This window comes from Acinetobacter lwoffii, from assembly GCF_024129435.1.
GTDB classification, from domain to species: Bacteria; Pseudomonadota; Gammaproteobacteria; order Pseudomonadales; family Moraxellaceae; genus Acinetobacter; species Acinetobacter lwoffii_F.
Window position 1 is genome coordinate 42,784 of sequence record NZ_JAMXXN010000004.1, and the last position, 19,566, is coordinate 62,349.

General features: G+C 44.3%; 15 protein-coding genes and 2 tRNA genes. 8 read left to right on the forward strand and 9 right to left on the reverse strand.

Annotation, left to right across the window (positions count from 1 at the left end; genetic code table 11):
• Window positions 1-2: 2 nt before the first annotated feature.
• The gene (locus tag NI455_RS03820) at window positions 3-1,085 is read right to left on the reverse strand and encodes a DNA/RNA non-specific endonuclease (RefSeq protein WP_253112503.1); all 1,083 of its coding nucleotides are present in this window, start codon (window positions 1,083-1,085) and stop codon (window positions 3-5) included.
• Between the two features lie 264 nt (window positions 1,086-1,349).
• Here NI455_RS03820 and NI455_RS03825 point away from each other — a divergent pair, with 264 nt between their 5' ends.
• On the forward strand, window positions 1,350-2,003 hold the full coding sequence (locus NI455_RS03825; RefSeq protein WP_253112506.1) for a hypothetical protein: 654 nt from the start codon (window positions 1,350-1,352) through the stop codon (window positions 2,001-2,003).
• A 79-nt stretch (window positions 2,004-2,082) separates the two neighbouring features.
• On the opposite strand, the gene NI455_RS03830 is transcribed toward NI455_RS03825, so the two are convergent.
• A complete protein-coding gene (locus NI455_RS03830; RefSeq protein ID WP_005250390.1) occupies window positions 2,083-3,963 on the reverse strand; it encodes a potassium transporter Kup in 1,881 nt (626 codons plus the stop codon).
• A gap of 122 nt (window positions 3,964-4,085) precedes the next feature.
• Here NI455_RS03830 and NI455_RS03835 point away from each other — a divergent pair.
• The 3 genes from NI455_RS03835 to NI455_RS03845 all read left to right on the forward strand — a co-directional run bounded on the left by NI455_RS03835 (window position 4,086) and on the right by NI455_RS03845 (window position 5,140).
• Window positions 4,086-4,176, forward strand: a tRNA-Ser gene (locus NI455_RS03835).
• A 456-nt stretch (window positions 4,177-4,632) separates the two neighbouring features.
• Window positions 4,633-4,860 carry a hypothetical protein gene (locus tag NI455_RS03840; RefSeq protein WP_004647282.1) on the forward strand — a complete coding sequence of 76 codons (228 nt, stop codon included), beginning with the start codon at window positions 4,633-4,635 and terminating at the stop codon, window positions 4,858-4,860.
• A 204-nt stretch (window positions 4,861-5,064) separates the two neighbouring features.
• Window positions 5,065-5,140 (forward strand) — tRNA-Thr (locus NI455_RS03845).
• A gap of 76 nt (window positions 5,141-5,216) precedes the next feature.
• Here the strand turns inward: NI455_RS03845 and NI455_RS03850 are convergent.
• From NI455_RS03850 to NI455_RS03875, 6 genes are all read right to left on the reverse strand, one after another.
• Window positions 5,217-6,065 (reverse strand): SAM-dependent methyltransferase, encoded by an 849-nt coding sequence (locus tag NI455_RS03850; RefSeq protein ID WP_253112508.1) that lies wholly within the window; start codon window positions 6,063-6,065, stop codon window positions 5,217-5,219.
• Between the two features lie 3 nt (window positions 6,066-6,068).
• Window positions 6,069-7,376: an FAD-dependent oxidoreductase gene (locus NI455_RS03855; protein WP_253112511.1), complete on the reverse strand. Its 1,308-nt coding sequence runs from the start codon at window positions 7,374-7,376 to the stop codon at window positions 6,069-6,071.
• Window positions 7,377-7,997: 621 nt separating this feature from the next.
• A complete protein-coding gene (gene ahpC, locus NI455_RS03860; RefSeq protein WP_004278673.1) occupies window positions 7,998-8,561 on the reverse strand; it encodes an alkyl hydroperoxide reductase subunit C in 564 nt (187 codons plus the stop codon).
• A gap of 315 nt (window positions 8,562-8,876) precedes the next feature.
• Complete coding sequence (gene ssb / locus NI455_RS03865; RefSeq protein WP_004281391.1) at window positions 8,877-9,464, reverse strand: single-stranded DNA-binding protein; 588 nt, start codon at window positions 9,462-9,464, stop codon at window positions 8,877-8,879.
• Window positions 9,465-9,515: 51 nt separating this feature from the next.
• Window positions 9,516-10,880: an MFS transporter gene (locus NI455_RS03870; RefSeq protein ID WP_035340698.1), complete on the reverse strand. Its 1,365-nt coding sequence runs from the start codon at window positions 10,878-10,880 to the stop codon at window positions 9,516-9,518.
• A gap of 153 nt (window positions 10,881-11,033) precedes the next feature.
• Window positions 11,034-12,122: a DUF475 domain-containing protein gene (locus NI455_RS03875; protein ID WP_004647275.1), complete on the reverse strand. Its 1,089-nt coding sequence runs from the start codon at window positions 12,120-12,122 to the stop codon at window positions 11,034-11,036.
• 222 nt (window positions 12,123-12,344) lie between these two features.
• Between NI455_RS03875 and tenA the strand changes: the two genes are divergently transcribed.
• From tenA to NI455_RS03895, 4 genes are all read left to right on the forward strand, one after another.
• Window positions 12,345-13,016, forward strand: coding sequence for a thiaminase II (gene tenA, locus NI455_RS03880; protein ID WP_044111376.1), 672 nt, complete (start codon window positions 12,345-12,347; stop codon window positions 13,014-13,016).
• 222 nt (window positions 13,017-13,238) lie between these two features.
• Window positions 13,239-13,607: a hypothetical protein gene (locus NI455_RS03885; RefSeq protein WP_004729209.1), complete on the forward strand. Its 369-nt coding sequence runs from the start codon at window positions 13,239-13,241 to the stop codon at window positions 13,605-13,607.
• 181 nt (window positions 13,608-13,788) lie between these two features.
• A complete protein-coding gene (gene uvrA, locus NI455_RS03890) occupies window positions 13,789-16,620 on the forward strand; it encodes an excinuclease ABC subunit UvrA (RefSeq protein ID WP_253112514.1) in 2,832 nt (943 codons plus the stop codon).
• 116 nt (window positions 16,621-16,736) lie between these two features.
• Entirely contained in the window at window positions 16,737-17,603 is an 867-nt protein-coding gene (locus NI455_RS03895) for an AbiJ-NTD4 domain-containing protein (RefSeq protein ID WP_253112517.1), read from the forward strand.
• Between the two features lie 122 nt (window positions 17,604-17,725).
• Here NI455_RS03895 and NI455_RS03900 read toward each other — a convergent pair whose 3' ends face one another.
• A complete protein-coding gene (locus NI455_RS03900) occupies window positions 17,726-19,432 on the reverse strand; it encodes a GGDEF domain-containing protein (protein WP_253112522.1) in 1,707 nt (568 codons plus the stop codon).
• Between the last annotated feature and the right edge of the window lie 134 nt (window positions 19,433-19,566).

Sequence of the window (19,566 nt, forward strand, 5' to 3'; positions counted from 1 at the left end):
GCTTATTTCAACAGCTGCAAAATATATTGCAACAAGGCATCAATCAGCTGTTTCACAATGGCATCTTGCGTTGCATTGTCTATCGCACCGCCAGTCGCAGAGGAGGCCGAACTGCTTGAACCGGAAGACTTAAACTCGCGTTGTAATGCCTGCAGGTTTTCTTCAGAAACATCTTCGGCACACTGGCTTTCTGCATCCCAATTAGAATATTCGATTTTCTGGTTGGCTTTTACTGCATTTCCAGTCAGTGGCAGCTTATAGGTATTGCGTTTCTGTTCTTCGGTGAGCTGCGGGAACAGATTAATTCCAAGCTGTTCTTCCAGATAGCAGACACTAACAATACGCACTTTGAGCGAATTGTCATTCGGTGCATAGTAAGCACCAATGGCACCGGTTTTCGGCATATAAACTGCCTTATAGACCGCAGTTGGCACAATCACGCCATTGCCAATGGTTTTCAGCTTCTTCCCGGCAAAGACCGGCCCGGTTACCACATAAACATCCTGTTTCTGCTTGGTCACAATGGCACGAGTGGCTTCTTCCAGCTCACGCCAGACTTGCTGATTATTCTTGGGCGCTTGCGGCACCATATTGGCCAATGAAAAACTGTCAGACTGCGCAGCCTTGTTAGGCATATCCGCATTCGGCGCCATATGACCGCGGTCATAACCTGAACCACGATAATCCGCCAATGTGGCACGATGCTTCGCACTGACCCGATCTTCTTCATGAAAATTATCTTCACGGGGAATTTTCTGGCTTAAGCGTGCTGGCGTTAAGGCTTCTGCAACCCAAAGTGGCGTTTTAGATACCCCGGAATAACCGACATTAAAGCCATTAAAACACAGCGAATAGCTGTCTTTTTTCAGGCTGTCTTTCATCAAATATGGCGGTACATCACGATAAAACTGGTTCAGACAGGCAGAATCACTGGAAGAGGATAGTGACACCCACTGACTGATTTTTTCCTGGCCAAAAGCGATGGCGAAGCTGCTCGAAGCCACCACGCCCAGAATGACTTTAATACTATTATCATTTAAAAACTGAAAAAAAGAGTTCTTGGGTTTACGCTGCTTCTTGGCCATTCTTACACGTACTTTTTAGATCAATACAGATTTCGACCGAGCTTAACAAGCTGTATAAGTGAAGTATATCTTGGCTCTACCATTCGTTTACTAAATAAACAATAAGTATCCAAAATCCCGGGCAGTTGTAACAAACTGTCTAATTTTATTTCTTTTTAAATGAGGTTTCTCGGTGTTTGCGTAGCTTTGTTTGGACCAGTAGATTGAGTGTGTAAAGCTAACGGCCTATCTCAATTCGTACAATTATTAGTAATGGTGTCAATCATGAATTCCAAACTCTCTAAAGCATTAGGTTTAGGATTATTCACAAGTGTGATCAGCGTAGCTGCATTTGCCGAGCCACCAGTTCAACCAGGTGAAACACTTGAAAGCTTGTCTAAAGCTAAAATTAGTACCAAGGTGAATGGTCAGGAAGCCTCTTTAGAAAGCTTGGTGAACTCTGGTCAGATCCGTCTGGTCGATCCGCGTGCAGCAGCTCCACAGCCAGCCATGCCAAATACACAGGCGCCGATGCCCAACGATCCAGCGATGACTCAGACACCAAATTCAGGCACAGTTTCTCCTCAACCGCCTGTCACAGAACCAGGCATGAATGAATCAGAGGTGCCGGCCAATCTGGTTGAACCAGCCACTGAATCAGAGGTAGAAGCCAGCACATCTATGACGACGCCTCAACCACAACCAGCACTGGAAGAACAACAAGCAGCTGTACCAGCAATGCCTGAAGAGCAGCAACAAGCAGCTATTGCCTCAGAACAACCGATGCCTGAAGGACAACAACAAGCGGCTGTGACTGAAGCAGACGTCAGCAATGAGCAAACTGAAATTGCGGCTCAATCTGATGCAGAGCCAGTGCTAATGGAAGAACCTTTGAATGCTGCACCTGAAGTGCCAGCTGCGGTAGAACTTGAGCAATAATCTGAAGCTCATTTATTTATTGTTTCTCCCATAAAAAAACCAGAGTGTCCCTCTGGTTTTTTTATGCTTTTTATTTTATTTACATCTGAATCTGGGTGCCCAGTTCGACCACACGGTTGGGTGGAATCTGATAGAAATCACTGACCGGACTGGTATTGCGCTGCATGGAAATAAACAGCTTTTCCCGCCACGGTGCCATGCCCTCACCCACAGTATGCATGATCCGTTCACGTGAAATAAAGAAACTGATCTGCATCAGGTCATATTCAAAATCCCATTGCTCATAGGCCTGTTGTAAAGCTTCCGGAATATTCGGCTGATCCTTAAAACCATAATAGATAAACACCCGGTAAAAATGCTCACTCAGTTTTTCCAGTTCAATCCGTTCCTTTCTGTCGACAAAAGGAATATCTCGGGTAATCACCGTGAGCATGATATTGCGTTCATGCAAGACCTTATTGTGCTTAATATTATGCAACATGGCATGCGGGACAATATTTGGTGTACCGGTCAGGAAAATGGCATCACCTGGCACAAACTTGGTGCCTTCCCCCATCGAAATACTTTTAATAAACAGATCAATCGGCAAGGCATCCTGTTCCAGACGATTCAGCACCAAAGCCCGCCCATCTTTCCAGGTCATGAGAATCGTAAACAGTACCGCACCAATTAGAATTGGCACCCAGCCACCCGAAGCAATTTTCAAGGAGGTTGAGGCCACAAAGACTAAATCCAGTGCCAGGAATGGCACAGCAAATAAAGCTACTTTCCAGACCGGCCAACGCCAGAAGCCATAGGCCAGAATCGAGATCAAAATGGTGCCGCAGAGCATGGTCATGGTCACTGCAACGCCATAAGCACTGGCCAGATTGGCACTATTTTCAAACAGTAAAATCAGGATCAGCACTGAGATAAACAACATCCAGTTAATGAAAGGCAGATAAATCTGGCCGCGCTCCAATGCAGAGGTATGCTTGACTGACAGGCGCGGCAAATAACGCAGTTGAATGGCCTGATTGACCATAGAAAATACGCCAGTAATGACCGCCTGTGAGGCAATCACCGCCGCCGCAGTCGCCAGTCCAATCATCGGGAACAAGGCCCAGTCGGGCAGTAGCATATAGAAAGGATTTGCCAGTGCTTCAGGACTACGCAGTAACAAGGCGCCTTGCCCGGCATAATTCAGTAATAAACATGGCAAGACGATAATGAACCAGGCTAGACGAATCGGCAGACGGCCAAAATGCCCCATATCGGCATAAATCGCTTCACCACCGGTCATGGTCAGAATTACCGCCCCCATGGTCAGAAAAGCCACATAGGGCTGATCGACCACAAAATGATAGGCCCAGTAGGGATTCACCATCCAGAGTACAAACGGGGTTTGGATAATGCTCCATAAACCAAAACCGCCAATGGACAAAAACCAGAGCATGGTTAAAGGCCCAAAAAACTTGCCCATGGTGGCTGTGCCGTGTCGCTGAACCATAAACAGTCCGGCCAGAATCCCGATGGATAACGGCACCAGCCATTGATTGAAAATGGGTGTGGCAATACTCAGGCCTTCAATGGCTGAGAGCACGGAGATTGCCGGAGTAATAATCCCGTCACCAAAAAATAGTGATGCACCGACAAAGCCCAAAGCAATCAGGAATATTTTCTTTTGATCAGAAATTCGTGTGGTACGCAGGTTTAATGCCAGCAATGACATGATCCCGCCTTCGCCGTTGTTATCGGCACGCATGATCACCATGACGTATTTAAAGCTGATGGTAAGCATCATGCACCAGAAAATCAAGGACAGGATGCCGAGTACAGAAGCTTCGCTAATGGCGAGGTGTGCGGTGAGGAAGCATTGGCGCAGTGCATACAGCGGGCTGGTACCAATATCTCCGAAAACGACCCCAAGCGCAGCCAGTGTAATCACCGGGAGAGCTGCCTTTTGTGCAGTGCTTTGCATATATTGTCTTCGTTTTTTAACAAGCATTTTTGCGAATCATAGCACCACATTAAAAGTTTTTCTGCAAATCAATTGTTTCAGCTTGGCACAGCTGGTTTTTTTCGCTATTATCCTCGGCCTATGGTGAGGTGTCCGAGTGGCTGAAGGAGCACGCCTGGAAAGTGTGTAAACGTTTATAGCGTTTCGAGGGTTCGAATCCCTCTCTCACCGCCAGAATTTAAAAACCCGAATCACATGATTCGGGTTTTTTATATTTAATCTTATCCATATCTAGCCGGAAAAAAAATCAACTGCCTATTTTATAAAATATTGTTATACATTACTTTAATCAGAGCATTGAATTGATATACATCATCGCATATAAAAATCTTTTTCAATTCAACGCTCGAACTTAATCTTATTTTTAAAATCTCCATTTTTCCTCAGCCAGAAAAACCAATGAATTGTGCAGTTCTTGTACACCATTCATTTCAGGTTTTTATTTATGTGTTCAAACAAAAAACTGGCACAGAAATAGCTTAATTTTATTGTCATCAAAGCTATGTTATGTTGCTTATAAATCAACTAAAAGGAGAATAAAAACCACAGGATAGAAAGAAATAACCAAGTGAACCGGGCCATTCAAATTTGAAGTTAAAAAATAGATACACTGCTATTCGGAGAGCGAACATGAATAACAGCGCAAACTATGCCAAACAGATTAAAAATGCAAAACGTGGCGGTTATACCCCAACCATTGCCAAGGACATCAATAAACATAAAATTCAAAAAGCCTTGAGACTCATCGAACAGTGGAGAAGCCTCGCTCAAGAACTCAAACCTCAAATGCAGTTTGATATGGCCTTTACTTTAGAGGAATGTGCACAAGAATTAGATCGCATCCTGAAAAACAGATAAACCTTATAAACGACTCATATCCATAGCAAATCCTATGCTTTCACCCTCGCCCATATCTGCACATATGGGCCATTTCTTTGCACATAGTCAAAAACAGAACTTTTCATCCATCTGGTCAAAATAAACAAATCCTGCAGAAACTGATTGAACGGTTATTTTTTGGCTTGCGTGGCCAAAAAAAATCTGTAAAATGCACTCCACCATGCCGGCATAGCTCAGTTGGTAGAGCAACTGACTTGTAATCAGTAGGTCCACAGTTCGAATCCGTGTGCCGGCACCATATCTTAGCCTCGCTTTTTAGTGAGGCTTTGATGTTTCTGGGTTTTGGTATTTTCAGCTGAGTCTTCTTGCACTTTCTAGTGCTTCGATTGTGCCGTCACTTGCACATATCTCACAATCCCTTCCTGATATAATTTTCGGCATAGTTTCGCTGTCATCTGAATTTTAAAATGATCCAGTTTTGAACCTTGAGCCTGATCATCTGATGCTTTTGAATTCAAAGTCTTTTGCACATAATCAGCAAAGCCGGAAAATACCGGCTCGGACAGATCCTGAATCTGGATATTTTTAAATTCAAAACGATCCAGACAAGCGTACAGCGCCCCAACAGACATGAGATCTTTTAAATTCACATCAGCAGATTTCAATAAAAACTGATATTTACGCCGTTGTAAGGCATTTAAATTTTCCCAGCGCTCGGACAAAACCAGATGATGAAAACCAATCCGCGCATTTGAATTTAAAACACTGCGGACCTGCTCCAAGAATACAGGCACAGGGCTGTGATAAGCCGCATCTAGGCATAGCACCACATCAAAACGCTGGGAAAACAGCAATTCTTTTAAACGCAAAAATGACGCCTGATAAATGGCATTCAGTTCTGGCAAATGTTGCTGAATATTAGCCACACAGGCAGCCTGCAGCTCAACCCCGGCCAGATATTGCACCTGATAATGTTGCTGCCAGTGCAGCAAGCTGGCGCCCTGACCGCAGCCCAAATCCAGCAGTTTATCTTTTGAATTTAAATTTACAGTTTGCGCAAGGTGATCGGCCAGCATACGACAGGCAGCCGCATAATCCTGCTGACCGGCTTGCCAATACCCTAAATTGCTCCAGGGCAATTGCGCGTGATCGCCCAACACAGCGGCATCAATCGCATACTTGTGCTGGGGAAGACGCTGACGAATTGCCTGAAGCCATTGCATGGATTAATAACCCAGTTGCGGAGCCACCTCGACCACAGGTTTTAAACCTTGGAATGGTAAAGGTGCACCAAAAATTTCCGCAATTTTCATCGCTGAGGTCACTGCTGATTCCAGAATTGGCAAACCATCACATGACCATGAACCGCAGAAGAAGACTTTACGATTGGCATCCAGATGACGTTGCTGCAATTCCTTATTCAGTGCCACGGTATTGGCATCGACCACTGCACGCGTTAGCATCACCGATTTGATCACTTTTTTCGGATCAATCTCGGTTACCGGACGCCAGGTCTGAAATACGGCCGACTTGCCGACCAGAGAAGGTTCAATCGAGTTAAGCCACACGGTAAATTGCTGACGGGTAAATTTACGATCCATCATATAGCTGAGTACGGCCCAGTCTTTACGCTTTGGCGGCATCACGCTGGCATCGGTATGGATGACCAGTTCACCCTGTTCGAATTTGAATTTCTTCAATAATTCAATTTCACTGGCAAACTGTTCTGGATCCAGGAACTCCTCAATTTTGGTGGTCGGTGTCGCGACAATCACCCGGTCAAACAGTTTTGAATAACCGGCCGCATTTTCAACTTTGACCTGATCGCCCTGCTCTTGTACCAGTGTAATTGCTGAACCGTCTTCAATATGAATGCCTTCAATCAGCTTGTCGACCAGTGCCGGTGTACCGCCTTGCAGACGCAGTAAAGCATCACCATCGGTCAGTTGGCGCAGGAAAATCAACAACGGTTTAGCTGGCCATTCACCAATAGTTTTCGGATTACAGGTACAAATGGTATATAACACCGGCATCACCGCACCATGCCAGAATACTTCTTCAATCTCGTTGCGGTTGATAAATTCTGCCAGGCTGATGTCCTGATTTTTCGATTTAAAGAATTTGGTCAATGCAACTTTTAACTGCAACAGGCCTTTGACCAGACGCCAGCCATATTGTTGCAGGCCTTTCCGGTTATTGATGATCGGGATATTGCCAATTCGGCTACGCGATGTGGTCAGCCAGGTTTCAGTTTTATCTTCAAATAACCAGCTGCAGGCCATATAGGTCCGCACCGGATAAGTTTTAATGCCCAGATGTGTGGCTAGACTCAGGGTGTTTTTCCACAGATAGGGGTTCATCACACGTAAAGGTGCGTCAATCAGGCCCCCTTCAAATTCAAGGCTATGACTGTCCATGCCGCGACCTGGAAGTGCTTCAAAAATCGTGATGTGATGCCCTGCGTCCTGGAGAATTCTGGCTGTAGCCAGTCCGGCCATGCCACTACCAATTACTGCGATATCCAAACTGATCATCCGTCATTGAAAAACTACAGAAATTATGTACCATGCGCCAATCAAACAGGTTATTAAAATCTTCCAGAATATATGTTTTTCGTAAAGGCCTTTTTGTTCAATTTCACCTGCTTTTTATTCATTTTTCTGCCTTAGTTAAAATTCCATCAAATCTAAGATTTTATTCATATTTTTATCTAAAAACTTGAAAATTCGCTTTAAAAACAAATAATTTAATTAACCATTTTTATAATCCTTGGTTGACAAATACTTTTTAAATACCTATGATTCGCAGCATAAGAAAACCATAAATTCATCCGGTTCCATTCAGATGCGTTTATGCGAAAATTGTTTAAAACGACAAGAAACTACAGCGCCTTATAAAATAAAAGCCTCTGCGAAAGCAGAGGCTTCTTTGTTTTCAGGCCTAGTCAATCATGCAGCAGGGTATTGCGCTTACTTGATTGCCTCGCATAAGCCGCTTAAAAAGCATAGAGTGCAATTCCTCAATTCTCATTTTGTTCTCAAATAGAAATCAAATGGCATGATGTTTTTGTCTAGAATTCATAAATCTCTAAACTAAAAAAATAAAAAATCCAGCAACTTGTGCTGGATTTTTTGCTTCAAAGAACTAGGTTTGAATTAGATTTTACCCACCAGGTCGATTGATGGAGCAAGTGTTGCTTCACCTTCTTTCCATTTTGCCGGACAAACTTCACCTGGGTGCGCATGTACATATTGTGCAGCTTTCACTTTACGCAGAAGCTCTTGTGCATCACGGCCGATACCACCCGCGTTGATTTCAATGATCTGGATTTTACCTTCTGGATCAATCACGAAAGTACCACGATCTGCCAAACCCTCAGCTTCAATCAGTACTTCGAAGTTTTTAGACAAAGTCCAGGTTGGATCACCAATCAATGGATACTGGATTTTACCAATCACGTCAGAGGTATCATGCCAAGCTTTATGAGTGAAATGAGTATCGGTAGACACGCCATAGATTTCTACACCCATTTTCTGGAATTCAGCATACTGATCAGCAAGATCGCCTAATTCAGTTGGACAAACAAAGGTAAAATCTGCAGGATAGAAAAACACCACTGACCATTTACCTTTCAGGTCTTGCTCAGAAACTTCGATGAACTGACCATTGTGGTAAGCAGTTGCATTGAATGGTTTGATTTCAGTATTGATTAAACTCATGAGATATTTCCTCTAGCTTATTTCTGGGATTGCTTATCTTGTGAAGCTAGAATACGAAAAATTTCAAAATAGGTAAAACCGCAAGTTTTTATAAAAATGATCGCTTTTTTAGATCATCAGTTTCTATCAGTATTGTTCATCTTATTTGTTTTCTCGATGTAGAGCTGTTCTGATCAAAATAACGCCATGCTTTAACACTTCTTAATATTTTAATAAATCATGGGCTTATACAAACTTAATACCAATCTTCAAGACATAAAAAACCCACCGTATTCAGGTGGGTTTTAATGATGATTTACCTTTTTGACCTACATCTCAAAATGGTAAGTCATCATCTAGATCTGCTGCAGGTGCTGCTGTTGGAGCAGGTGCAGATTTTGGCGCAAAACCACTCGGGTTATTGTTGCCATAACCGCCGCCCTGGTTGTTGTTAAAACCGCCTTGCTGTGGTGCTGAACCATAACCTGATTGCGGGTTATTGCCATAACCGCCCTGGTTGTTGTTCGCCTGATTATTGTTATTAAAGCGTGGCTGGTTAAAGCTGCTCTCGCCCTGATCATTTTGAGGACGGCTAGAGTCTAGCATCTGCATTTGCTCACCACGGATTTCTGTCGTATAGCGTTCCTGACCATTCTGGTCAGTCCACTGACGGGTACGTAATGAACCTTCAATATATACTTTAGAACCTTTACGCAGATATTGCTGCGCAATTTCGCCTAAACGGTTATGCAACACGATACGGTGCCATTCCGTTTGTTCTTTACGTTCACCGGTACTTTTATCTGTCCACGAATCGCTGGTTGCGATCGAGAATTGAGTGAGAGAGCCACCATTTGCAAAAGTTTTGGTTTCCGGATCTTTACCCAAAGTACCCACTAAAATAACTTTATTTACACCACGCATTTGCCGTTTACTTCCTATATATTTCTGTATTTTACTTTATAAGAGTTATGCTTAAATGGCTACCTCTTTACCCAACAAGTGCGTTAATTGTTGTCGCGAAGCATCATCAATCTGCTGTTTATCGACTTTTACATATGCAACTTGCTGTTCAGACATCACCACGACCTCTTCAATACCACGAATCGCCAAAAGCTGAGAAGTCCATTCGTCAGTTTGTCTGCTTTCCGGCAAACGCAACACCAGCGATGACAGATAACGTGGCTGTGCCAGGCCAAAACTCATCAGCAGCCAGATGATCGCGATCCCTGTCAGAATACTCCAGCCCATCGAGGTATTGTTCAGCAGTAACAATTGTCCGCCAATCATACCGCCAAAGAAAGCTCCTAAAAACTGGCTACTGGCATTCACGCCCATAGCGGTGGCTTTGGACTGAATCGGTGCCGCTTTCGACAACCAAGACGGCAACAGGGCTTCCATCACATTAAAGGCAATGAAGAACAACCCTAAACCAATCAGCAAGACATATTTGGATTCAAAACCAAATGCCATCACCATTAGACCCAGAATAATGCCAGTAATGGCCACCAGAAAAATCGCGCGCATTTTGTGATATTTTTCTGCCAGGATAATACTTGGAAAAGCAAAAAACAGGCTCAGTACCAACAGCGGCAAATATACCCAGCCATGGCTAGAAAGTGGCAGATCAGCAAATTCGATCAGCTGCGAAGGTACATAGATAAACATCGCAGTGAGCAATAAATGCAGGGTAAAGACCGACACATGCAGACGATTCAGATCCCCGATTTTGATCACCTGTTTCAGCTGAGCCAGATAACCTTGCTGAAAGTTTTTATGATGCCGCGTGACTTTCGGCACCATCAGCAGCATGGCAATCGCCGCCAGGCCCATCACCGTAGTCACCCAGAATAATCCCGAGATGCCCACCAGACCCGTTAGCCAAGGCCCCAAACTAAAAGCCACCACAAAAGACAGGCCGATACTCATGCCCATCATTGCCATGGCTTTCATGCGGTTTTCTTCACGGGTGACATCTGCCAGCAGTGCCATCACCACAGCAGATACCGCACCACCACCAGCAATCGCACGGCCGATAATGACACCATAAATGGTGTCCGACATGGCCGCAATTGCACCACCCAGCGCAAATAAGAGCAGCCCTAAAACCACCAGCGGCTTACGGCTATAACGGTCCGCAATCAGGCTGAATGGAATCTGTAACAGTGCCTGGGTCAGACCATAGACCCCGACCGCCAAACCGATCAGTGCAGGTGTCGCATATTGATATGCCTGCCCTGCCACCGAAAACACCGGGATAATCATAAACAACCCCAGCATGCGCAGTGCAAAAATACTGCTCAGGGCAAAGGTTGAACGACGTTCTAAAGCATTCATCATAAATTATGGCGATTGGGTTAATTAATCTGGAGCCCAGATTATAGGACATTCAGCTCATTAATAAGACATGAATTTTATTTGAAATAAAGATGATGCCGATCTAAAAACAAAAAAGCGCAGCCGGAGCTACGCTTTTCATTCAGGGACAGTGCTTTATTTGTCTAAAGCCGCCTGACGCTTTTTGTATTGAATCGAGGCAAATACTGCCCAGACAATAAAGGCTACACCGATCAGACCGGTTACCACTTCTGGCACATGCAGACCGGTTCCGCTGGCAATCATAATGAAAGCCAGTGCACCGATGGCATAATGCGCACCATGTTCCAGATAGATATAGGCATCCAATGTGCCCTGCTCAACCAGATAAATCGTCATTGAACGGACAAAGATCGCACCAATTGCCAGACCCAGCATGATGATGACCACGTCTGAGGTAATCGCAAAGGCACCGATCACGCCATCAAAACTGAAGGAAGCATCCAGGACTTCTAAATAGAGGAAACCACCAATACCGGCTTTCACTACACCGGTCGGTACGCCATTTTCATCATGACGAATCGCATTACCTTCTTCATCGACTTCCGGTTCACCACCGAGCATATGACTCAGAACCTGTACACCGATATAAATTACGATGCCCCAGATCCCGGCCATAGTCACTGCCAGACGCTTGGCTTCATCGACATTGGCTGCCATAATTAACAAGGCTACCAGTGCGATAAACACCGACATCGCCGGTACATTGGCCAGATTGGACAGACGGCGTTCCACCCGTCTGAACCAATGCGTGTCTTTTTCTTCATCCAGGAAGAAGTTCAGGAATACCATCAACAGGAAAGCACCACCAAAAGCAGCAATTTCAGGATGATGTGCCATTAAACGTGCTGAATATTCTTTCGGATCATTCAGGGCCAGACGTACTACTTCCATAAAGCCCAGGTCTGCAGTCACTGCAACAATGACCACCGGGAAGATCAAACGCATCCCGAAGACTGCAATCAGAATACCGACTGTCAGAAACAGCATTTTCCAGAAATGATCCCAACCCCGTAGGACTGAGGCATTGACAACCGCGTTATCAAAAGACAACGACACTTCCATAATCGCCAGAATAGCGGTGATGGTTAGCGCTGTGAGCATGGTTTGCAGGCCTGCGTCAGGACCATGGGTATAACCCCAATACGCAGACAAACCAAGACACACGATCGAAAATGCAATCGAGAAACCAAAATGTTTCAACATACACAACGACCTTGGATAAATTAAATAAATGTATGGCTGCGAGAGAGCAGCTATACGAATAGGAAAAGTTAAGCTAATTATGAAACTTTTAGCGCATAAACCAAAGCACTTCCTGAGCTGTTTTATCTTATTTTCTGTTTTTAAAATTTGCCGATCTTTTAAACAGCCCGATCTTTGCTATAGTGCCGCATGGTTTAACTTGAACTGCGAAGGATTTTCAGCATGAGTTTTTCACAAGAGGTATGGCAACGTAATCTCGGACTTTATCAGAAGACCCTGGCCCTGCCCTTTAATCAGCAACTGGCGCAAGGTACTTTAAGCCGTGAAGCCTTTAGTCATTATGTGATTCAGGATGCCCATTATTTACTGGCCTATGGCCGTGCACTGGCCGTGTGTGCCGCCAAAGCTTTTGAAGCGGACGATGTAATCCAGTTTGCCGAGGCAGCCAAAATAGCGATTGTGGTGGAACGTAGCCTGCATGATGGCTTTATGCAAGATTTTGGCATTAGCAAAGAGCAGTTTGAAAATACCCCGCTGACTTTGGCGTGTCATCACTATACCTCTTATCTGACTTCGACCGCCTGGTCGGAAAGCTACCCGGTGGTGCTGGCCTCGTTGCTGCCTTGTTTCTGGATTTATGCCGAAGTTGGCAAAGATATTGTCGACAACTCTGCGCCGAATAATCCGTATCAGGCTTGGGTGGATACCTATTCAGGAGAAGAATTCCACACTGCGGTGCGGAATGTGATTGCGACCGTTGACCGTGTTGCGGCGCGTGTTGATGCCGATACACTAGAAAAAATGCATGCAGCTTATACGCATGCGGCCCGTCTGGAATGGTTGTTCTGGGACAGTGCCTTTGAGCAACGCCAGTGGCCTGGTCTGGATGAATAAGACGGACGAATAAAAAAAGCCCTGTTTAAGACAGGGCTTTTTGGTTATAGCTGATCAAAAAATTTCTACTGTCATAAACCGATCATAAAAACGGCTTAGTCTGAAAAAAACAAGGATAGAACTGGCCGGTACGCTAGACCTAGCTATAAGCCCCAAATTGCCGAACAATAATTGAGAATAATTATCAATTAATAAAATCAATCCCGGAAAGAGGCAGATGATATGCACACTTTAGGCACCGAAGCGATTCGGGCATTTTTTACCCTGCAATGTTGCTGGCTCAATAATGAAGAAATCTATTTGGAACAAGGCTGTCCAGATTGTAGCTCGGCAGCGACTTATCTGATTTACCATACCAACACGCATATCCAGAAACATCTGCTGAAATTTATTGAAAAGTATCGCTGTCATCAGGCGCGACGTAACGATTTGCTCGACCTGGATTTTTTCCAAAAAGACTATGAGGACTTTCTGCACATTCTGGAAAATGAAGTCAATTTTTATGCACGTCTGCATCATGATGTGTCACGTGAACGCTGCTTTGAAGAGATCGAGTCTATCTTTGAACGCCATTATGCAATGGCTTATTAGGTATTGGCCTTGTACATGATCATTGTGAATATTTAGGCAATCGACTACTGCGTTTGTTAATGTTGTGATGAATTGACCAATCACCGACATAACTTGACGTTTAAAATACTTTTATTTGCACTTGAACATTTTTCATCCGGTATCATATAAGGGTTTTTGATGAATATTCTAGGATCCTTGCATGAGCCAAAGCCACATCCGTATTCGAGGCGCACGTACCCATAACCTGAAAAATGTGAACCTTGAGATACCACGCGACAAGTTTGTGGTGATTACGGGACTGTCTGGTTCAGGTAAGTCCTCGCTTGCCTTTGACACCTTATATGCCGAAGGTCAGCGCCGTTATGTGGAATCGCTGTCTGCCTATGCTCGTCAGTTCCTCTCCCAGATGGAAAAACCGGAAGTCGATTCGATTGAGGGCCTGAGTCCAGCGATTGCGATCGAGCAGAAATCGACCAGCCATAACCCGCGTTCGACTGTAGGTACTATTACCGAAATTTATGACTATTTACGTCTACTCTATGCACGGGTCGGAACGCCTTATTGTCCAGAACATGACCTGCCGATGGTGGCACAGACAGTCACTGAAATGGTCGATGCAGTCAAAGCACTGGAAGAAGGCACTGCACTATTATTGTTAGCACCGGTCGTGCGCGAACGTAAGGGCGAATATACAGCGCTGTTTGAACAGCTGCAGAGTCAGGGTTTTGTCCGTGCCCGTGTGGATGGCGAGATCATGGAAATTGATCCGCCACCTGAGCTGGATAAAAAGAAAAAACATACCATTGAAGTCGTGGTGGACCGTTTTAAAGTCCGTGATGACTTAGGTAACCGCATTGCAGAAAGTTTTGAAACCGCGCTACGTTTAGGTGGTGATATCGCGATTTTATCCTGGATGAAAGATGAACATGAGGATCGGGTCTTTTCCGCCAAACACTCCTGCCCGGAATGTGACCGTGCTGTGGCTGAGCTGGAACCGCGTCTATTCTCGTTCAATAACCCCTTTGGTGCCTGTCCGGTCTGTGATGGCTTGGGAACACGCAGTCATTTTAGTGCCGACAAACTGATTCCCAACCCTGAAGTCAGTGTCAGTCAGGGGGCCATTCGTGGCTGGGACCGTCAGCGTCCATATTATTACAGCATGATCCAGAAAGTGGCCGAGCATTTTGGCTTTTCTCTAGAGACCCCGTGGAATGAACTGGATGCCGATACCAAGAAGAAATTCCTGTATGGCACTGGCAAAGAAAAAATTGATCTGAGCTATATCGATGAACGTGGCCGTCGCCACAATCGGGTCATTCCTTTTGAAGGAATTTTGCCACATCTGGAACGTCGTTACCGCGAAACTGAAAGTAATTATGTGCGTGATGATCTGGCCCAATATCTGTCCAATGCAGCCTGTGATGCCTGTGATGGTTCACGTCTGAATGAAATTTCGCGTAACGTGAAAATTCTGGACAAGACCATTGCTGACATTACCCGTATGTCGATTGGCGATGCTGAAAGCTATTATCAAGGTATTCATCTGGAAGGTGCACGTGGTGAAATCGCTGACAAGATTTTCAAGGAAATCCGTGAACGTCTGCACTTTCTGGTTTCGGTCGGCCTGAACTATCTCAGCCTGTCACGTTCAGCTGAAACTCTGTCTGGTGGTGAAGCGCAGCGAATTCGTCTGGCCTCGCAGATCGGTGCCGGTTTGATGGGCGTCATGTATGTGCTGGATGAACCATCAATTGGTTTGCATCAACGTGATAACGACCGTCTGTTACAGACCCTGATCCGTCTGCGTGATCTGGGCAATACCGTCTTGGTGGTCGAGCATGATGAAGATGCGATTCGTGCCGCCGATCATATTATTGATATCGGTCCGGGTGCCGGTGTGCATGGTGGGCATGTGATTGCCGAAGGAACGTATGATGAAATTCTGGCCAATCCGGACTCGCTGACCGGAAAATATTTATCCGGAAAATTAAAAATTGAAGTGCCGAAAAAACGGATTCAACCGCCTAAGCCTAAAGAACAGATCAAGCTGATGGGAGCATCCGGGCATAACCTGAAAAAAGTCGATCTGACCATTCCTTTAGGTATTATGACCTGTGTTACCGGGGTGTCCGGTTCGGGTAAATCGACCTTGATCAACCGTACCTTGTTACCTTTGGCGGCGACCCAGCTCAATGGTGCCACCACTTTAACTTCGGAAAAGTTTGAATCGATTGATGGTTTGCAGTTCCTCGACAAAGTCGTGGATATTGACCAGAGTCCGATCGGCCGTACCCCACGTTCCAATCCGGCGACTTATACCGGTCTATTCACCCCGATTCGTGAACTGTTTTCACAGACGCAGGAAGCCAAGGCACGCGGTTATGCCGCCGGCCGTTTCTCTTTTAACGTAAAAGGTGGCCGCTGTGAAGCCTGTGAAGGTGACGGCATGATCAAGGTGGCGATGCATTTCCTGCCGGATATGTATGTGCCATGTGATGCCTGTCATGGCAAACGCTATAACCGTGAAACGTTGGAAGTGAACTATAAGGGCAAGAATATTTCCGATGTCTTGCAGATGACTGTTGAAGATGCGATGCATTTCTTTGATGCCATTCCGGTGATTCACCGCCGTCTAGAAACATTGCATCAGGTGGGTCTGGGTTATATTCGTCTGGGTCAGTCTGCGACCACTCTTTCTGGTGGTGAAGCACAGCGTGTCAAACTGGCACGTGAACTGGCCAAACGCGATACTGGTCAAACCCTGTATATTCTAGATGAACCGACCACAGGTCTGCATTTTCATGATATTGCCAAACTGCTGGATATCCTGCATCAGCTCCGTGACAAGGGTAATACCATTGTGGTGATTGAACATAATCTGGACGTAATTAAAACTGCCGACTGGGTGGTGGACTTAGGCCCTGAAGGCGGTTCGGGGGGCGGTATGATTGTCGCGGAAGGCACGCCTGAACAAGTCGTGAAAGTGAAAGCCTCACATACCGGTAAATTCTTGAAGCCGTTGTTGAAATAAAAAATCTCCTCCCAACCTCCTCTTTGATAAAGAGGAGGAATTCCCTCCTTTCGCAAAGGAGGGTTAGGGTGGATTAAAAAAATAAATCTATTCTTAAATTTGTGTAGGGAAACAAAATGCGCTTTTCAGAAAGATATGATTATAAACCTGTTAGAGAAATCATTCAAAAAGAAAGCATGGATGATGCTTTGAAGAATTCCATTTGGAATGTTTTTAAACAAATTATTATTGAACAAGGAAAATTTACCAAACATTCATCATTGCCAAATATACAAGATTATAATCTATACACTTTTTTTAGAGCTTATTGGATCACTTTTCTAAAAAAACCACTCGATGAAATGCCAAATACTGTTTCCAATATTCAAAAGGATATATATCAACACTTTTTCAATCAATTAAAATGGTATGAAATTTACGATCTTATTGAGTTTACTATCGACCATTTGCCATCTGATTGGAAAAAAACTAGATATCAAGAGACCCTTATAAAACTCATAAATGCTGTTTTAGAAAGAGAAAATAGTGCTTATCGAATTATTGAGAATAAAATTATTCTTATCACCTCAGAACAAGAAATCCAATCCATCGAGGAAGCATTAGAAAGTACAAATCCATATTCAGGTGTTCAACAACATCTTAATCAAGCCTTAAAACTGATGTCTGATCGTCAAAATCCCGATTATCGAAATTCAATTAAAGAATCTGTTTCGGCATTAGAAGGTATGTGTCAAAAAATATTAAAGAAAGACAAAGTAACTTTAGGTGATGCAATTGGTCAAATTGAAAAACAATATCCAATACATCCTGCATTAAAAGCCAGTATTAAATCTTTATATGGTTATACATCAGATGCAGATGGTATTCGCCATGCAATGTTAGACGAATCAAATCTTTCTTATATCGATGCAAAATTTATGCTTGTTGCCTGCACAAATTTTATTAACTATCTCATCGACAAAACCAAAAATGATCCAAATTAGATCACATGACTGGCGACGTGGATGTCGCCCGTTCGACTATGCTAAAGGGACTTAGCATCAGTCGAACAAATGCATTTTGCTACTTTTGTGCAATTCAAAAGTAGAGAAAGCAGTCTTTTGAACTAAACCTCTGCCACCGCATTGCGTCCCTTGGCCTTTGCTGCAAACAAAGCATCATCTGCATTTGACAATAAAGCCATCCAGGACATGGCACCAATCGCGACTCCGATACTGACCGAAATCTGAATCTCGTCTCCTGCTGCAGTCACAATATGACGCTCAGCCACTTCAGCCCGGATTTTATCAGCCACAATCAGTGCCTGCTGCATCTGGATATTTTCAATCAATACCAGAAATTCATCGCCGCCATAACGCACCAGCAAATCTGTAGCACGGACATTAGCTTGCAAACGCTCGGCCACCAGTTGAATCACCTGATCGCCAATAATATGCCCATATTGATCATTCACCTGTTTAAAATGATCAATATCAATAATCATCAAACAGGTTTGGCTCAATTGGCCCGGCTGATTTTCCATAAAGCGGATATATTCTTCCAGCGCGAAACGGTTAGATAATCCGGTCAAAGAATCGGAATGGGCAATATTCTTTAAACGGAATTCCAGCGCATCACGTTCTTGCAACATCTGTTGCAATTTCTGAATGGCAGCGAATAAAGAATCAGAATGATTCACTTCACGCAGCCGCATATCAATTTTCTGACGACCCGAGTTTTTAGACAAACTCAACAACATGCGGCGTGCCTGAATCAGCGGCAGAAAAACCTGTTTACGTGCAAAAATCATGGTTGAAATCGCGGTCAGTAATGAAATCAGCGATACCAACACGCTCCAGATCAAACGCTGCATATTGCTGTTCATCTCTTGAATAGCGGCATCTCTGCTATATTGCAGCAGGTAAGTTTGCAGGTCTACCACAGTCGCAAATTTATCTACGATCGCTTCAGTCAGCTCTGTTCCGCTCAAACGGTAGTCACGTTGCTCCAGACTGTCACTGATCAGCTCACTCACAATCGGTAAGCCTTGCTGAATAAACTCGGTTTCTACCCGCCGATGTAAACGGATGAATTCCTCAGTCTTATCTTTAACAGGTTGAATGGTATCAATCAAGGCCCACAAATAACGCACCTGATGTTGGGTCTGTAAAGAGCGGGTAATATTTTCAGTGGGAAGCGGAGCTTCAAAAGTCACATGCGCCATGATAGACGAGGCCACACGACCGGCCTGATCACGTAAATCAGATAAAAATAGAATCTGGCTAATATAGTTATTCAGAGGGGTCGATGAGCTATCTGAAGCTACTGCCACGTCACGTAAAAGTTCGCGGCAACTTTCCCAGGCAGCAAACATGGCCAAAATCGCCTGATCAAGTTCTTGCGCACTACGTTGCTGACGTGGCATCCGGGTATAGGCATCAACCTGTGCACGCCCTTTTTTCAAACTATTTTCAAGCTGTGAAAGTTGCTGACTCAGGTTGTTAAACCTGACCTCCGTCAATACATCCGCGGTCTGGGACAATTGCCGATCCACCTGTTGACGATAGCTGATTAACTCTTGCTGATGCTGGGAAAATTCCTCGGCCGAACTGGACATGGCTTTATTGGCAGGCGCACGCTCACGCGAAATTTTATTTGCCAGATCAGCGACCTGCTGCAAGGCATTCAATTGTTGATAGGTTTGTCTGGATTTTAAATAACTTTGACTACTACTCACAATTAAGGGAATACAGATGCAAAGCAAACATAAAATAATAATCGACATCGACCAGTACAAACGTTTACTGATCCACTCAGAGCGTAAGGTATTCATGCTGTTGTATTACGCCCCAATATGACAAGCAAAGCTAAATAGATTGATTATTATACAAATAAAACAGGATGGTCTTAAAGCCTTTAGTCTTACTTCACTTATGTTTTTAATGAATTTTTATCATCTATTATTTT

Bases quoted from the DNA above. Each gene is read 5' to 3' on its own strand.
- NI455_RS03820 (WP_253112503.1), bottom strand. From the start codon at position 1,085: ATGGCCAAGAAGCAGCGTAAACCCAAGAACTCTTTTTTTCAGTTTTTA.
- NI455_RS03825 (WP_253112506.1), top strand. From the start codon at position 1,350: ATGAATTCCAAACTCTCTAAAGCATTAGGTTTAGGATTATTCACAAGT.
- NI455_RS03830 (WP_005250390.1), bottom strand. From the start codon at position 3,963: ATGCAAAGCACTGCACAAAAGGCAGCTCTCCCGGTGATTACACTGGCT.
- NI455_RS03840 (WP_004647282.1), top strand. From the start codon at position 4,633: ATGAATAACAGCGCAAACTATGCCAAACAGATTAAAAATGCAAAACGT.
- NI455_RS03850 (WP_253112508.1), bottom strand. From the start codon at position 6,065: ATGCAATGGCTTCAGGCAATTCGTCAGCGTCTTCCCCAGCACAAGTAT.
- NI455_RS03855 (WP_253112511.1), bottom strand. From the start codon at position 7,376: ATGATCAGTTTGGATATCGCAGTAATTGGTAGTGGCATGGCCGGACTG.
- ahpC (WP_004278673.1), bottom strand. From the start codon at position 8,561: ATGAGTTTAATCAATACTGAAATCAAACCATTCAATGCAACTGCTTAC.
- ssb (WP_004281391.1), bottom strand. From the start codon at position 9,464: ATGCGTGGTGTAAATAAAGTTATTTTAGTGGGTACTTTGGGTAAAGAT.
- NI455_RS03870 (WP_035340698.1), bottom strand. From the start codon at position 10,880: ATGATGAATGCTTTAGAACGTCGTTCAACCTTTGCCCTGAGCAGTATT.
- NI455_RS03875 (WP_004647275.1), bottom strand. From the start codon at position 12,122: ATGTTGAAACATTTTGGTTTCTCGATTGCATTTTCGATCGTGTGTCTT.
- tenA (WP_044111376.1), top strand. From the start codon at position 12,345: ATGAGTTTTTCACAAGAGGTATGGCAACGTAATCTCGGACTTTATCAG.
- NI455_RS03885 (WP_004729209.1), top strand. From the start codon at position 13,239: ATGCACACTTTAGGCACCGAAGCGATTCGGGCATTTTTTACCCTGCAA.
- uvrA (WP_253112514.1), top strand. From the start codon at position 13,789: ATGAGCCAAAGCCACATCCGTATTCGAGGCGCACGTACCCATAACCTG.
- NI455_RS03895 (WP_253112517.1), top strand. From the start codon at position 16,737: ATGCGCTTTTCAGAAAGATATGATTATAAACCTGTTAGAGAAATCATT.
- NI455_RS03900 (WP_253112522.1), bottom strand. From the start codon at position 19,432: ATGAATACCTTACGCTCTGAGTGGATCAGTAAACGTTTGTACTGGTCG.